Below are 13,483 nucleotides of genomic sequence, written 5' to 3' on the forward strand. Positions count from 1 at the left end.
GGCGCGGAGCGATCCGCGCCTGCTTGTTTTTGTCCCAGCCGCCGCAGCGCGCTGCGTGAGCGGGTTTCAGGAAACGGCGCTCGAAACGGCCTCGGCGATCGAGCGTAGCGCGGCCTCGTCATTGGCGCTGCGCGACTTGCGCGAGGCAACCAGGCAGGCCTGCGAACGCAGGATGACGCCATCGTTCAGGATCTTCAGATGATTGGCGCGCAGCGTCGAACCGGTGGTGGTGATGTCGACGATGACGTCGGCCGAGCCCGCCGCCGGCGCTCCCTCGGTGGCCCCCAGGCTTTCGACGATGCGATAGACCTGGATGCCGTGCTTCTGCGAGAAGAACTGCTGCGTCAGGCGCCAGTATTTGGTGGCGATGCGCAGACGGCGGCCATGACGCTGGCGGAAATCGGCGGCGACATCGTCGAGATCGGTCATGGTCTCGACGTCAAGCCAGACCTGCGGTACCGCCACCACCACATCGGCATGGCCGAAGCCCAGCCGGGCGACGATCTCGGCGCGCGCTTCCCAGTCGGCCAAATTTTCGCGCAAAAGGTCCTCGCCGGTAATCCCGAGGTCGACCGCACCCTGCCCGATTTCACCAGCAATCTCGGATGCCGACAGGAACGCCACCTCGATGTCGTCGCGCCCTTCGATATGCGCGCGATATTTGCGCTCGTCGCTGGGCAGGCTGACGGCGAGGCCGGACTTGGACAGCACGTCGAGCGCCTGCTCCTTGAGGCGGCCCTTGGAGGGGATGGCAAGCGTGATGGTCATTGCGCGCGCTCCCGCAGGGCCTCGATGCGGTCGAGCCAGACCGAGAAGCCGACGCCCGGGATTGCCTCCTTGGCGCCAAGCAACGTCAGCAGCCGGTCGTAGCGGCCGCCGCCGACCAGCGCACGCCCATCGTCCCGTGCGGCGATCTCGAAGACCAGGCCGGTGTAATAGTCGAGCGGACGGCCGAAGGCAGCGTCATAGCGCACGGCGTCGGCCGACAGCCCATGCTCGGCCAGCGCGGCAGCGCGGGCGGAGAACTTGTCGAGCGCCGAGCCCAGCGAAAGCGATGCGTCTGCAGCAAAGCCGCGCAGCGCGTCAGCGGCCTCGCCGATCGGCACATTGATCGCCAAAAAGACCTTCAGCGCGTCGAAGGCCTCGTTTGAGAGGCGCACGCTGCGCAGTTCCGCCTTTTCGATCAGGCGGCGGGCGATGTCGCCCGGGGTCCGACCGGCGGAAGGCGAAATCCCTGCCTCTTCCATGCCGCGCGAGAGATAGGCGGCGAGCCCGTCAAAATCGGCGTCGGCCACCAGTAAAGCAGCCGGCTCCGGCAAAGCGCCATTACGTGGCGGCGTCGCGAGATCGGCAAGGGCGGCGGCGAGCATCTCCGCCGAGCCGAAGGCGCGCGCAAGGCGCATGCGCCAGCCGCGCGGCAAGCCAAGGGCGGCCAGAACCGCCTCGAAGATCGACTGGTCGCCCAGCGTCACCGAAAGCTCGGTGCCGGGCAGCGCCAGCTCGAGCAGCGCATAGGCGTCGGCCACCGAGCGCGCGTCGGCGCGGGCGGTGTCCATGTCGCCCAGGTCCTCGATGCCGGCCTGGAAGAACTCGCTGCTGCCGTCGCGCCGCTGACGGAAAACCTCGCCGAGATAGGAATAGCGGCGCGGCGTGCCCGACTGGCTGCGGATGTGATCGAGGCAGACCGGAATGGTGAATTCCGGCCGCAGGCACAGCGTCGCGCCGGTCTCGCTCTCGGTCAGGAAAATACGGCGGCGCAGATCCTCGCCCGCCATGTCCAAAAACGGATCGGCAGGCTGAAGGATCGACACCTCGACGGCATCCGCCTGCCTGTCGGCGAAGAGTTTCAGAATGTTTGGTGCGGTCGCCGGATAGCGGGAGTTCACGTTCGCCTAGCCCCTCGCGCGATCCTCGGCCTGCGCCGCGAGGATCTTTTTCACTTCCGCAACCAGATCGGCTTCGCCCACGGTAACCTGCGCCGGACGCGCGGCGCGCCATTCGGCATTATCCGTGATTTCGGCCGACATGCGCGCGCCCTCGATCAGGTCCTTGATCTGCACCACGCCCTGCGCGCGCTCGTCGCCGCCCTGGATGATCGCCACCGGGCTGCCGCGACGGTCGGCATATTTGAGCTGAGCCTTCATGCCGGCACCGCCGAGATAGAGCTCGGCGCGCACGCCTTCCTGGCGCAACGACGAAACCATCTTCTGATAGCGGCCGAGGCTTTCGGTGTCCTTGTCCATGACCAGCACCACAACGGGCGCGACCACGTCCGAGGTGTCGAGCTTGCCGAGATTCTTCAGCGCGGTCATGAGGCGCGAGACGCCGATGGAAAAGCCGGTGGCCGGCACCGGCTCGCCGCGGAAGCGCGAGACGAGGCCGTCATAGCGCCCGCCGCCTCCGACCGAGCCAAAACGCACGATCTGGCCATCCTCATTGGGGATCTCGGCCAGCAGTTCGACCTCGTAGACCGGCCCGGTGTAATATTCGAGGCCGCGCACGACCGAGGGGTCGATCTTGATCCGGCCGTCGTCGTAGGCTGCTGCCGCAACCAGCGCGGCGATCTGGGCCAGTTCCTCCGCGCCTTCGGTGCCGCGCTCATTGCCGGCGACGATTGCCTTCAGATTGCCGGTGGTTTCGGCTGCATTCGAGGCACCCGCCTCTGTGAAGGCAACGACCTTGTCGATGGCAGCCTCTTCAAGCCCGGCGCCCTTGGTGAAGTCACCGCTGTCGTCCAGCCGGCCCTTGCCGAGCAGGTCGCGCACGCCCTGCACGCCGACCTTGTCGAGCTTGTCGATGGCGCGCAGCACAGTGAGCCGGCGCCCGGCATTCTCATCGCCGCCGAGGCCTATAGCCTCCAGCAGGCCGTCGAGCACCTTGCGGTTGTTGACGCGGATGACATAGTCGCCGCGCTTGATGCCCAGCGCTTCCATCACGTCGGCCATCATCATGGTCATTTCGGCGTCGGCAGCGACGCCCGGCGTGCCGACGGTGTCGGCATCGAACTGCATGAACTGCCGGAAGCGCCCCGGTCCCGGCTTCTCGTTGCGGAACACCCAGCCCGAGCGATAGCTGCGATAGGGCTTCGGCAGCTTCTCGAAATTCTCCGCGACATAGCGCGCCATCGGCGCGGTCAGGTCATAGCGCAGCGACAGCCACTGGTCGTCGTCGTCCTGGAAGGAGAACACGCCTTCGTTCGGCCGGTCCTGGTCCGGCAGGAACTTTCCGAGCGCGTCGGTGTACTCGACCATCGGCTGGTCGACCGGCTCGAAGCCGTAGAGTTCGTAGACGCCGCGGATCGTCGCCATCATCTTTTCGACGGCGCGAATATCGTCGGACGTGCGATCGACAAAGCCGCGCGGCAGCCGCGCCTTCATTTTCTCGGATTTATCAGCCATGTCGTGTCGCTCTTGTCGTTCGTGCAACGTGTTTTGCCAAGCTTCGGCAATGCATGCCGCGCAGCATCAGGACTCGCGCGGTGTCCTAACTTATGTGGAACGGAGCGGCAAGGGTTCGGCCCTGCCGCAGTATGCAAGCCGGCGCGGGAACATGCGTTGCAACGCCAGAATTCGGCTTCTCTTGCCTGCCCTCAGATAGGCCGCTTGAAGGCAGCCCGCTCCTTCTCCACCGTGACACGGCAGGCGCAGCCTTCGATATGGTCGTTGACCAAACCCATCGCCTGCATGAATGCGTAAACAGTGGTCGGGCCGACGAAAGTCCACCCCCGCTTTTTCAAATCCTTCGAAATCCGAGTCGACACAGCCGTAGTCGGATTGGCGCGCAGATGCGCGAGGTCGACCACCTCCGGCCGCTCGTCCTGCCCCGGCTCGAACGACCAGAAATAGGCGGCAAGCGATCCCTTCTCGGTGACCAGCTCGCGCGCCCGCTTGGCATTGTTGATGGTCGAGACGATCTTGCCGCGATGGCGCACGATGCCGGCATTGCCCAGCAGGCGCTCGACATCCGCATCGCCAAATTCGGCGACGCGCTCAAACTCGAAATTTGCAAAGGCCTCGCGGAACGCCTCCCGCTTGCGCAGGATGGTGAGCCATGACAGGCCGGACTGGAACCCTTCAAGGCAGATCTTCTCGAACAGCCGGCGGTCGTCGCCGACGGGCCTGCCCCATTCGTGGTCGTGATAGTGCTGATAGTCAGGCAGATTGCCGTGCCAAAAGCAGCGGGTGACGCCGTCCTCGCCTATGATCAGCCCTGTCTGTATCTCGTCCATTCCGCATTTTCCTGTCGTCAAGCTGCGCAAGCCGGCCTTTACGTGGCCTTTACCAGATTCCTGAACCGGCCGGTAACCACACTAAAAGGTTTACGCGGACTTTCGCATTTTACGCATTCCGATTCACGACTTGGTTGTTCTTCCGCCGCAGGCTGCGCCTCAAGCGAGAAATTGTCCCTCGCCCAGTGACGATCAAGTTGAGAGTGCGTCCGATGAAATCTCTTATCCTGCCGGGGGCCCTGGCCCTCGCAGCCGGCATCGCATCGCCGGCCATCGCAAACGACCGCTATGTGGAACGCCCGCCGGTGGTGGTCAGCCCCGATCTTTCGGCGCCGTGGGTACTGCAGCTTGGCCGCGAGCCGGGCAAGATCGTGAGCCGCGAGGCTCCGAGGGCCATGCAGGTCGGCCTGCAGGTCCAGCCCTATGCGCTCGAGCCGCGCTTCGACCACCGCTACGAGAAGCCCAATCCGCAGCAGCAGGCCCAGCCTGTGCCCCAGCAGCGCACCGGCATTTTCGCGACGTCTCAAAGCAAGACGGCCCAGGGCAACAAGCGCCAGGCGAGGCAGATCGACCCGATCTACCTGCCGCAGGAAATCGCCTATGACGGCCCGCAAAAGCCGGGAACCATCGTCATCGATACCAAGCAGAACTTCCTCTACCTCGTGGAGCGGGACGGCAAGGCACGGCGCTACGGCGTCGGCACCGGCAAGCCTGGCTTCGAGTGGGCCGGCACGCACAAGATCACCCAGAAGCGCGAATGGCCGGATTGGCGACCGCCGTCGGAAATGATCGCCCGCGAGCGGGCGCGCGGCCGCGTGCTGCCTGCACATCTGGAAGGCGGCATCGAGAATCCGCTTGGCGCGCGCGCCATGTATCTCGGCTCGACGCTCTACCGCATCCACGGCACCAACCAGCCCTGGACCATTGGCGGCGCCGTTTCGTCGGGCTGCATCCGCATGCGCAACGAGGACGTCATCGACCTCTATGAGAGGGTGAAGGTCGGCGCCACGGTAGTGGTGAGCTGACCCGGTATTTTCCGGGGGACGGACCGGAAAGCGGCAATATCATCTGCCGCAAGAGAGGGCGGCACGATCCCGGATCGTGCCGCCTTTTCATTTATTGAAAATAATATTCACTACGGTAATATTGCCGCGTCGCTTTTACCAATACCGTTTTGTCGGAAAAGCAAGGATCATGCGGGCAAAGCGTGATAAGGAAGCCAGCGCCGAGGCAGGCCGAAGCCGGCGTGCCTCTATCATTGCCCCCTGGCGAAGGAGATCTGGAATGCCTCTCGACGACACCCGCTACCTCAAAGGTGGGCCGGTCGCAGCCCGCATCATAGCGGAAGTGCGCGCCGCTGCCGAGAAGGCAAGAGAAGAGGGCTTTCCGCCAAAGCTGGTGTCGATCACCGTCGGCGATGTCGATGCGGTCGACGTCTATGTGCGCAACCAGCGCGCCAAGGCCGGCAAGGCCGGCATCGACTTCGAGGAGCGCCGCCTTCCCGCCGAGACCACGGCCGGCGAGCTCGAAGCCGCCATCCACGGCATGAATGCCGACCCGCGCGTCACCGGCATCATCATCCAGCGGCCAGTGCCCGTGCACATCCCGATCAAGGCGATCCAGGCCGCGATCCATCCGCTGAAGGATGTCGAGGGCATGCACCCGGCCTCGATCGGCAACATCGTCTACAACCAACTCGACCTTGCGCCCTGCACGGCCGCCGCGTCGGTCGAGCTGCTCAAAGAAACCGGCATGGACCTCAAGGGGCTTGAGGTCGTCGTGGTCGGTCATTCCGAAATCGTCGGCAAGCCCATCGCCTTCCTGCTAATGAGCGAGGGCGCGACGGTGACGGTGTGCCATCACATGACCCGCTCGGTGGCCGCCCATGCGCGCCGCGCCGATGCGCTGTTCGTGGCGGTCGGCAAGCCGCGCCTCATCAAGGCCGACATGGTCAAGCCCGGTGCGGCGGTAATCGACATCGGCATCAATTCCGAGACCCTGCCGGACGGCTCGACCCGCATCGTGGGCGACGTCGACACCGACAGCGTGAAGGAAGTCGCCTCCTGGATCACGCCGGTTCCCGGCGGCGTCGGCCCGGTGACGGTCTCGATCCTGCTACGCAACACGATGGTGGCGCTGAACCGCCAGCGCGCGCTCTACGAGGCAACTTACGGCACATCGAACCGGATCGCGGCGGAGTAGGCACCAAGCTCCAGCCACGGAAAATGAGGCGGGCAATGACGTTGCAACACGATCTCGCCCTGATTCAAAGCCTGGAAGAGGAGCTATTCAGGCAAGCGGTGCGGGGCTCGCCGGAAGCCGTGGACAAGCTGTTGGCCGAGGATTTTGTCGAGTTCGGCAGATCCGGCGGTGTTCATCACAAAGCGGATGTGATCCGTAGCCTTGCCGCCGAGGATCCCAAGAATTCGCAAATGCTCATGGCCGACGACTTCGAGCTGACATCTCTTGCCAAAGATGTCGTCTTACTAACTTATCGAAGCGTCAGAAAAGGCGAAGACGGTAAGGAACTGCATTCATTGCGCAGTTCCATTTGGAAGCACCTTGAGGGGCGCTGGCAGATGATATTTCATCAAGGAACACCAACCCAGCCGGTGCTGTGATATGTCTTCGTTCCCATGAACTACAGGGCTACGAAAATTCGGGTGACCTGCGATGAAGAGGTAGTTCGCGAATGGGCCTCCTACATGCTCGCTCACATCGATGAGGTATCGCTCGCCTTGCGCAACGAGGGCGTTCGCCACGAAATGTGGTTCATGAGCAGAGATTCATCGCTGTTCATCATAGGCGTCATGGACGTGGAGAGCCTTGCCGCCTCAAAGGCGATAGCAGCAAATTCCCGCCTGTCCGTGGACGAGAGGCACAGGCGATTCAAAGACTTCTGGGATCGCTCGAGTTTCGAGACGCTACCCATTGACCCCGCCAAAGCACCCAGCTTCGAAGCTTGCGAATTGCTGTTAGAGGCCCGTCCCTGACAGCTGCGTTCTGGTAGTCCACCCGGCTCCTTTCCGAGTATCCCCTATTCCGCGGCCTGAAGCGTTTTGACCTCCGGAACGCCCGCCGGCTTCTTGCCGCCATAGGCCCAGTCCAGCAATTCGACTGTGTGCACGATCGGCATCTTCGCCGCCGAGGCGATCTGCGTGATGCAGCCGATGTTGCCGGTGGCGATGACGGCAGCGCCGGTCGCCTCGATGTTCTTCACCTTGCGGTCGCGCAGCTTTGCTGAAATCTCCGGCTGGAGGATGTTGTAGGTGCCGGCCGAGCCGCAGCAAAGATGCCCCTCGCGCGGCTCGCGCACCACGAAGCCTGCCCGTGTCAGCAGTTCCTTCGGCTGGCGGATGATCTTCTGGCCGTGCTGCATCGAACAGGCCGAGTGATAGGCCACCGTCAGCCCCGGCGCGATGGCCGGCTCGGGGAGGTCGAGCGTGGACAGATACTCCGTGATGTCCTTGGCAAGCGCCGAAACCCGCGCCGCCTTTTCGGCATAGGCGGGGTCGAGGCGCAGCATGAAGCCATAATCCTTGATCGTCGTGCCGCAGCCCGAAGCAGTGATGATGATGGCATCGAGCCCGCCCTGGTCGGCGAGCTTTAGCCAGGCGTCGACATTCTTGCGCGCGAAGGCGAGCGCCTGCTCTTCCCGCCCCATGTGGTGCACCAGCGCGCCGCAGCACCCCTCGCCTTCCGGCACCACCACCTCGACGCCGAGCCGGTTCAGAAGTGAGACCGTCGCCTCGTTGATGCCGGGGTCTAGCACCGGCTGGGCGCAGCCGGTGAGAATGGCGACGCGCCCGCGCCTTTCCCCCGCAGCGGCATGACGGCCCGGGGCGGCAATCGGCGAGGCCGGCGGAATTTTGGCCGGCGCCAGCTTCAGCATGACCGACATGGGTCGCAAGCCCGGCACCGCCTCGAACAGGCCGGAAAACAGCCTGCCAAACTTCGCCAGCTTGAGCGCCGCGCGAAAGCGCGATGGATAGGGCAGCACGAATGCCAGCAGCGCGCGGATGGCGCGGTCCGTCAGCGGCCGCTTGTAGGTCTCCTCGATATGCGCCCGGGCATGGTCGACCAGATGCATGTAGTTCACGCCCGAGGGGCAGGTCGTCATGCAGGCCAGGCAGGACAGGCAGCGGTCGATATGGGTCACCGTCTCCTTGTCGGCGGGGCGACGGTTCTCCAGCATGTCCTTGATGAGATAGATGCGCCCGCGCGGGCTATCGAGCTCGTTGCCCAGCGTCACATAAGTCGGGCAGGTCGCCGTGCAGAAGCCGCAATGCACGCATTTGCGCAGGATCTTCTCCGACTCCGCGACATGCGGATCGGCGAGCTGGGCGGGCGTGAAATTGGTCTGCATGGCGACGCTATTTCCAGAGTGACGAAGCGGTCAGATGAACCAGCTTTTGGGATGCTTGATAGGCTCGCCGCGCCCCGCGGCCTGCAGGCCGACGATGCAGCGCACGATGAACCAGACGAGAACCGCGAAGATGAGGATGAAGCCGATGGCCACGAGCATAAGCACGAGCGAGACGAAGCTGTAGAGCAGCGCAATCCAGAAGGTGCGGATGGCCCAGGTGTAGTGCGTCTCCACCCAGGGCTCGGCCTTGCTGCGGTTGATATAGGCCAGAACCAGGCCGATCAGCCCGGTGATGCCGACGACCAGCCCCACAAGGTAGAGAAAGTAGACGACCTGAACATTGGTCTGCCCCGGTTCCAGCCAGCTGTCTGTCTGGCGCGGTGCTGCTGGTCCGGTGTTGTAGTCGCTCATGAAATGCCCTCCGATTCGCTTGCCGAAAGTGTCAGCCCTGACGTTAGGACACTAGCAGACCGCTCAACGGGCGCCATACGGCCGGGATTGAGGATGCCTTTCGGGTCGAACTCGTTTTTCAGGCGAGCGGACAAGGCAGCCAGAGGGCCGGGCTGCGGCTGGAAAACCGGTAAGGCCGCGCGCCAAGCCTGGTTGGCGCGCACCAGCGTGGCGTGGCCGCCGCCGAATTTCCGCACCAGCTGCCGCACCAGGTCGGCCTCGGGGTCGGTTTCCAGCCGCAGCCAGACGAGGCCACCTTGCCAATCGTAGAAAGCATCGGCCGCCATTTCCATGCGCAGGGCCAGCACCATGCGATGCGTGTCGGCCGGAGCCATGGAGATGCGCCAGACTGGGCGCTCCGTGCCATCGGCAAAGGGCATGCAATCTCGAATGTCGCGCCAGATCGCGCGGGACATATTTTCCGCGATCTCGTCCAAGCGGCCGGCATTCCTGAGCAGCTGCTTCAGATGTTCGATGCGATAGGCCACGGAGGGACCGAACCCTTCGATGCGCAGAAGCGTGGCCGACTCGCCCGCCAGCGCGCCGTCGGCAACCGTGCTCGACAGGTTTTCGGGCAGATGCGCAGCGCTCGACACCTCGGCGCTGCAGCCCATGGCAAGGGCCATGGCGGCCGCGGCGTCCTCGTCGTAGAGGCCGCGTATGGCAAGCGTCGTCTCGGTTTCCGCAGCAGGCAGGACCTTGAAGGTCACGTCGGTCAGCACGGCAAGCGTGCCCCATGACCCCGCCATGCCTTTCGACAGGTCGTAGCCGGTGACGTTCTTCACCACACGCCCGCCGGATTTGAAGGCCTCGCCGCGCCCGGAAACGGCGCTGATGCCGAGAATGTGGTCGCGCGCTGCCCCGGCCTTCAGCCGACGCGGACCGGAGAGATTTGCCGCTAGCACGCCGCCGATCGTGCCCCGCCCCGCCGGCTGGCCGAGCAGAGGGCCATAATCCATCGGCTCGAAGGCAAATTGCTGGCCGCGCGCGGCAAGCATGGCCTCTATTTCGGCCAGCGGCGTGCCGGCCTTGGCGGAAAGCACCAGCTCCTCGGGCTCATAAAGCGTGACGCCAGTGAGACCGGACAGATCGAGCGTATGCGCCGCCTGCACCGGATGGCCGATCGCGCGCTTGGAGCCATGCCCGACGATTTCCAGCGGCGCGTCCTCGGCAAGCGCCCATTGGACGGCGGACTGGACTTCTTCGGATGCGGTCGGGGTGAATGTGGTCATGGGCGATCTTCGACCCTCCGAATAACAAATACCCCCTCTCCGCCTCGCTGCGCACGGCACCTCTCCCCCGCTTCGCAGGGGCGAGGAACCGGCACTCGCCGTAGTCGCGGCATTGCAGAACTTGGGTTCCTCGCCCCCATGAAAATGGGGGAGAGGTGCCGAGCGAAGCGAGGCGGAGAGGGGGACTTCATCTCAACTGCCTTCCACTTTCGAGGTTTTCGATATCGCAAAGACAAACCTCAAATCGCTGGCGACCGTGTCTTCGCTCAGCCGGCCGTCCAGCGCGGCCAGGATTGTCTCACAAACGCCGCGAGTGTCCTTCACGACATCGACGCTCCAGAAACGAAGGACCGAATATCCCTCCCCGCGCATGAATTCGTCGCGCCGCCGGTCGTACTGGCTCTCGGCATGCTGGCTGCCGTCCAGTTCAACGACCAATTTTCTCCCGCGACAGGCGAAGTCCGCAAAATAGGGTCCAAGCGGCATCTGACGGACGAACTTGTATCCACCGAGCCTTTTGGCCTTCAGCTCATTCCAAAGAGTTGCCTCGGCCATATTATCGCCGTGGCGAAGCGAGCGGGCACGCATGATCTTGTCGGGTGAACGCCGGCTCGATGACGCGGCATTCCCCCTCTCCGTCTCGGGCTTCGCCCGAGCCACCTCTCCCCCGCTACGCGGGGGCGAGGAACCCTCATCCTGCAGGCCCACCATCCCTCAAAACCTCGGAATGTCGGGAAACGGCAGCTTGCCGCCGTGGATGTGCATGCGGCCGAGCTCGGCGCATCGGCGAAGCTGCGGAAACACCTTGCCCGGGTTGAGCAGATGGTTGGGGTCGAAGGCGCATTTGACCCGCATCTGCTGGTCGAGGTCGATCTGGTTGAACATTTCCGGCATCAGGTCGCGCTTTTCCACGCCTACGCCGTGCTCACCCGTCAGCACTCCGCCGACCCGCACGCAAAGCCGCAAGATGTCGGCGCCGAATTGTTCCGCCTTATCCAACTCGCCCGGAATGTTGGCGTCGTAGAGGATGAGCGGATGCAGGTTGCCGTCGCCGGCATGGAAAACGTTGGCAACGCCAAGCCCGTATTTTTCCGATAGCTCGCGCATGCCGTGCAGCACCTTGGGCAGCTCCTTGCGCGGAATCGTGCCGTCCATGCAGTAATAGTCCGGCGAGATGCGGCCCACCGCCGGGAAGGCTGCCTTGCGGCCTGCCCAGAAGGTGAGCCGTTCCTGCTCAGATTGCGAGATGCGGCAGGTGGTGGCGCCATTGCGGTTGCCTATCGCCTCGACGCGACCGATCAGATGGTCGACCTCGACGCCCGGCCCATCAAGCTCGACGATCAGCAGCGCCTCGCATTCGAGCGGATAGCCGGCATGAACGAAATCTTCCGCGGCGCGAATGGCCGGGCCGTCCATCATTTCCATGCCGCCCGGAATGATGCCCGCACCGATGATGTCGGCAACGCATTGGCCGGCCTGCTCGCTGCTGGGAAAACCGATCAGCAGCGCGCGCGCCGTCTCCGGCTTCTTGAGGATGCGCACCGTGACCTCGGTGACCACGCCGAGCAGCCCTTCCGAACCGGTCATGACGCCCAGCAGGTCGTAGCCTTCGCTGTCGAGGTGCTTGCCGCCAAGGCGAACTACATCGCCGTTCATCAACACCATTTCGATGCCAAGCACATTGTTGGCGGTCAGCCCGTATTTCAGGCAGTGCACGCCGCCCGAATTCTCCGCGACATTGCCGCCGATGGAGCAGGCGATCTGGGAAGACGGATCGGGCGCATAATAAAACCCCTCTCCTTCCACCGCATTGGTGATGCCGAGATTGGTGACGCCCGGCTGCGCAACCACGGTGCGGTTGGGATAGTCGATCTCGAGGATGCGGTTGAAGCGGCTCATCACCAGCAGCACCGCGTCCTCCAGCGGCAACGCGCCGCCCGATAGCGAGGTGCCGGAGCCGCGTGGCACCACGCGGACGTTGCGCTCGTTGCAATATTTCAGGATGCGCGAGACCTGCGCGACCGTCTCCGGCAGCACGACGACGAGCGGCAGCTGGCGGTAGGCGGTGAGCCCGTCGCTTTCGAAGACCCGCATTTCGTTGACGGTGTCGACCACGCCCTCGCCCGGCACGATGATGCGCATGTCGGCGACGATCTCGGCGCGCCGGCGGATCGTATCTGCATCTGGCTTCGGCATGGCCAGGCCCGACATGGCAGCTCCTCCAAGGGCTTAGTGGTAAAAAGCTTTTACCAATTTGTTGCCGGAGCTGTAAACGCTTCTGGCGATTTCGGAAAGAGGATCACTGTCAAAACAGCGATCCAAAGGCGCAAAATTGGATAAATTAATTGACCAGTTTTCGCGAAGGCCGTAGTTCTGGGCCACGACAGAGGGCCAATCCGGTTGAGCGAGATTTTTTCCAGGATCGAACATTCGCGCACCGCCGACGAGGTGGTGCAGCAGATCGAGAGCCTGATTCTCGAGGGCGTGCTGCGCGTGTCCGACCGCCTGCCCGGCGAACGCGAGCTTTCGCGGCAGTTCGACGTGTCGCGCCCCATCCTGCGCGAGGCGCTGAAGGCGCTGGAAGAGCGCGGCCTGATCGTCGCGCGCCAGGGCGGCGGCACCTATGTCGCCGACATGATCGGCCAGGTCTTCACCCCGCCGATGCGGGAGCTGATCGGGTCCCACCCCAAGGCCTGCGCGGACTATCTCGAATATCGCCGCGAGATCGAGGGCATCGCGGCCGAATATGCCGCGCGGCGCGCCACCGCCGACGACCGCGCTTTTCTGGACCGCGTCATGGAGCGCATGGAAGCCGCGCACCAACGCGGCGACGATTTCGAGGAAGAGGCGAAAATCGACGTCGAGTTCCACCACGCCGTCGGCGAATGCGCGCACAACATCATCCTGCTGCACACGCTGCGCTCGTGCTACCGGCTGCTGTCCGACGGCGTTTTCCAAAACCGCCTGTTGGTTTTCACCCTGCCCGGTGCGCGCGAAGACCTTTTGGTGCAGCACCGGGCCATCTATAAGGCCGTCGTGGGCGGCAAGCCGGCGGAAGCGCGCCGCGCCGCAATGGACCACATCACCTATGTCGAGCGGTCGATGGCGGAGGCCGAACGCACCGGCGAATGGCAAAGGGTGTCGAAACTCAGGCTGCGTCAACGTTCCGAAGACGGCTCGCGGCGAAGCGGAACGGACAGGTAACCT

General features: G+C 64.0%; 14 protein-coding genes. 5 read left to right on the forward strand and 9 right to left on the reverse strand.

Annotated elements, in window-relative coordinates; genetic code table 11:
- Nucleotides 1–66: 66 nt before the first annotated feature.
- The 4 genes from hisG to C7I85_RS10945 all read right to left on the reverse strand — a co-directional run bounded on the left by hisG (nucleotide 67) and on the right by C7I85_RS10945 (nucleotide 4,228).
- Nucleotides 67–768, reverse strand: a complete 702-nt coding sequence (gene hisG / locus C7I85_RS10930; protein WP_106723984.1) for an ATP phosphoribosyltransferase — start codon at nucleotides 766–768, stop codon at nucleotides 67–69.
- Nucleotides 765–1,886: an ATP phosphoribosyltransferase regulatory subunit gene (locus C7I85_RS10935; protein ID WP_106723985.1), complete on the reverse strand. Its 1,122-nt coding sequence runs from the start codon at nucleotides 1,884–1,886 to the stop codon at nucleotides 765–767. The genes hisG and C7I85_RS10935 overlap by 4 nt, the downstream gene beginning before the upstream one ends.
- 6 nt (nucleotides 1,887–1,892) lie before the next feature.
- On the reverse strand, nucleotides 1,893–3,398 hold the full coding sequence (gene hisS, locus C7I85_RS10940) for a histidine--tRNA ligase (protein ID WP_106723986.1): 1,506 nt from the start codon (nucleotides 3,396–3,398) through the stop codon (nucleotides 1,893–1,895).
- A gap of 191 nt (nucleotides 3,399–3,589) precedes the next feature.
- The gene (locus tag C7I85_RS10945; protein ID WP_106723987.1) at nucleotides 3,590–4,228 is read right to left on the reverse strand and encodes a DNA-3-methyladenine glycosylase I; all 639 of its coding nucleotides are present in this window, start codon (nucleotides 4,226–4,228) and stop codon (nucleotides 3,590–3,592) included.
- Nucleotides 4,229–4,440: 212 nt separating this feature from the next.
- Between C7I85_RS10945 and C7I85_RS10950 the strand changes: the two genes are divergently transcribed.
- The 4 genes from C7I85_RS10950 to C7I85_RS10965 all read left to right on the forward strand — a co-directional run bounded on the left by C7I85_RS10950 (nucleotide 4,441) and on the right by C7I85_RS10965 (nucleotide 7,221).
- Nucleotides 4,441–5,253: a L,D-transpeptidase gene (locus C7I85_RS10950; RefSeq protein ID WP_106723988.1), complete on the forward strand. Its 813-nt coding sequence runs from the start codon at nucleotides 4,441–4,443 to the stop codon at nucleotides 5,251–5,253.
- A gap of 259 nt (nucleotides 5,254–5,512) precedes the next feature.
- On the forward strand, nucleotides 5,513–6,430 hold the full coding sequence (locus C7I85_RS10955) for a bifunctional 5,10-methylenetetrahydrofolate dehydrogenase/5,10-methenyltetrahydrofolate cyclohydrolase (RefSeq protein WP_106723989.1): 918 nt from the start codon (nucleotides 5,513–5,515) through the stop codon (nucleotides 6,428–6,430).
- Between the two features lie 35 nt (nucleotides 6,431–6,465).
- Complete coding sequence (locus tag C7I85_RS10960) at nucleotides 6,466–6,849, forward strand: DUF4440 domain-containing protein (protein ID WP_106723990.1); 384 nt, start codon at nucleotides 6,466–6,468, stop codon at nucleotides 6,847–6,849.
- Nucleotides 6,850–6,864: 15 nt separating this feature from the next.
- Nucleotides 6,865–7,221 (forward strand): DUF6176 family protein, encoded by a 357-nt coding sequence (locus C7I85_RS10965; RefSeq protein WP_106723991.1) that lies wholly within the window; start codon nucleotides 6,865–6,867, stop codon nucleotides 7,219–7,221.
- A gap of 44 nt (nucleotides 7,222–7,265) precedes the next feature.
- Here C7I85_RS10965 and glcF read toward each other — a convergent pair whose 3' ends face one another.
- The 5 genes from glcF to C7I85_RS10990 form a co-directional block, all read right to left on the reverse strand.
- Complete coding sequence (gene glcF / locus C7I85_RS10970) at nucleotides 7,266–8,594, reverse strand: glycolate oxidase subunit GlcF (protein ID WP_106723992.1); 1,329 nt, start codon at nucleotides 8,592–8,594, stop codon at nucleotides 7,266–7,268.
- A gap of 30 nt (nucleotides 8,595–8,624) precedes the next feature.
- On the reverse strand, nucleotides 8,625–9,005 hold the full coding sequence (locus C7I85_RS10975; protein ID WP_106723993.1) for a DUF4870 family protein: 381 nt from the start codon (nucleotides 9,003–9,005) through the stop codon (nucleotides 8,625–8,627).
- Nucleotides 9,002–10,276 (reverse strand): glycolate oxidase subunit GlcE, encoded by a 1,275-nt coding sequence (gene glcE, locus C7I85_RS10980; RefSeq protein WP_106723994.1) that lies wholly within the window; start codon nucleotides 10,274–10,276, stop codon nucleotides 9,002–9,004. Before glcE ends, C7I85_RS10975 begins: the two co-directional genes overlap by 4 nt.
- Before the next feature lie 192 nt (nucleotides 10,277–10,468).
- A complete protein-coding gene (locus C7I85_RS10985) occupies nucleotides 10,469–10,864 on the reverse strand; it encodes an endonuclease domain-containing protein (RefSeq protein ID WP_245444886.1) in 396 nt (131 codons plus the stop codon).
- A 126-nt stretch (nucleotides 10,865–10,990) separates the two neighbouring features.
- Nucleotides 10,991–12,487, reverse strand: coding sequence for an FAD-linked oxidase C-terminal domain-containing protein (locus tag C7I85_RS10990; protein WP_106723996.1), 1,497 nt, complete (start codon nucleotides 12,485–12,487; stop codon nucleotides 10,991–10,993).
- Nucleotides 12,488–12,676: 189 nt separating this feature from the next.
- On the opposite strand from C7I85_RS10990, the gene C7I85_RS10995 reads away from it, so the two are divergent.
- Nucleotides 12,677–13,480 (forward strand): FCD domain-containing protein, encoded by an 804-nt coding sequence (locus C7I85_RS10995; protein ID WP_106723997.1) that lies wholly within the window; start codon nucleotides 12,677–12,679, stop codon nucleotides 13,478–13,480.
- The last annotated feature ends 3 nt before the right edge of the window (nucleotides 13,481–13,483 follow it).

The organism is Pseudaminobacter soli (ex Li et al. 2025) (genome assembly GCF_003012705.1).
In the GTDB taxonomy this organism is placed as follows: Bacteria; Pseudomonadota; Alphaproteobacteria; order Rhizobiales; family Rhizobiaceae; genus Pseudaminobacter; species Pseudaminobacter soli.

Bases quoted from the DNA above. Each gene is read 5' to 3' on its own strand.
- hisG (WP_106723984.1), bottom strand. From the start codon at position 768: ATGACCATCACGCTTGCCATCCCCTCCAAGGGCCGCCTCAAGGAGCAG.
- hisS (WP_106723986.1), bottom strand. From the start codon at position 3,398: ATGGCTGATAAATCCGAGAAAATGAAGGCGCGGCTGCCGCGCGGCTTT.
- C7I85_RS10945 (WP_106723987.1), bottom strand. From the start codon at position 4,228: ATGGACGAGATACAGACAGGGCTGATCATAGGCGAGGACGGCGTCACC.
- C7I85_RS10950 (WP_106723988.1), top strand. From the start codon at position 4,441: ATGAAATCTCTTATCCTGCCGGGGGCCCTGGCCCTCGCAGCCGGCATC.
- C7I85_RS10955 (WP_106723989.1), top strand. From the start codon at position 5,513: ATGCCTCTCGACGACACCCGCTACCTCAAAGGTGGGCCGGTCGCAGCC.
- C7I85_RS10960 (WP_106723990.1), top strand. From the start codon at position 6,466: ATGACGTTGCAACACGATCTCGCCCTGATTCAAAGCCTGGAAGAGGAG.
- C7I85_RS10965 (WP_106723991.1), top strand. From the start codon at position 6,865: ATGAACTACAGGGCTACGAAAATTCGGGTGACCTGCGATGAAGAGGTA.
- glcF (WP_106723992.1), bottom strand. From the start codon at position 8,594: ATGCAGACCAATTTCACGCCCGCCCAGCTCGCCGATCCGCATGTCGCG.
- C7I85_RS10975 (WP_106723993.1), bottom strand. From the start codon at position 9,005: ATGAGCGACTACAACACCGGACCAGCAGCACCGCGCCAGACAGACAGC.
- glcE (WP_106723994.1), bottom strand. From the start codon at position 10,276: ATGACCACATTCACCCCGACCGCATCCGAAGAAGTCCAGTCCGCCGTC.
- C7I85_RS10985 (WP_245444886.1), bottom strand. From the start codon at position 10,864: ATGCGTGCCCGCTCGCTTCGCCACGGCGATAATATGGCCGAGGCAACT.
- C7I85_RS10990 (WP_106723996.1), bottom strand. From the start codon at position 12,487: ATGTCGGGCCTGGCCATGCCGAAGCCAGATGCAGATACGATCCGCCGG.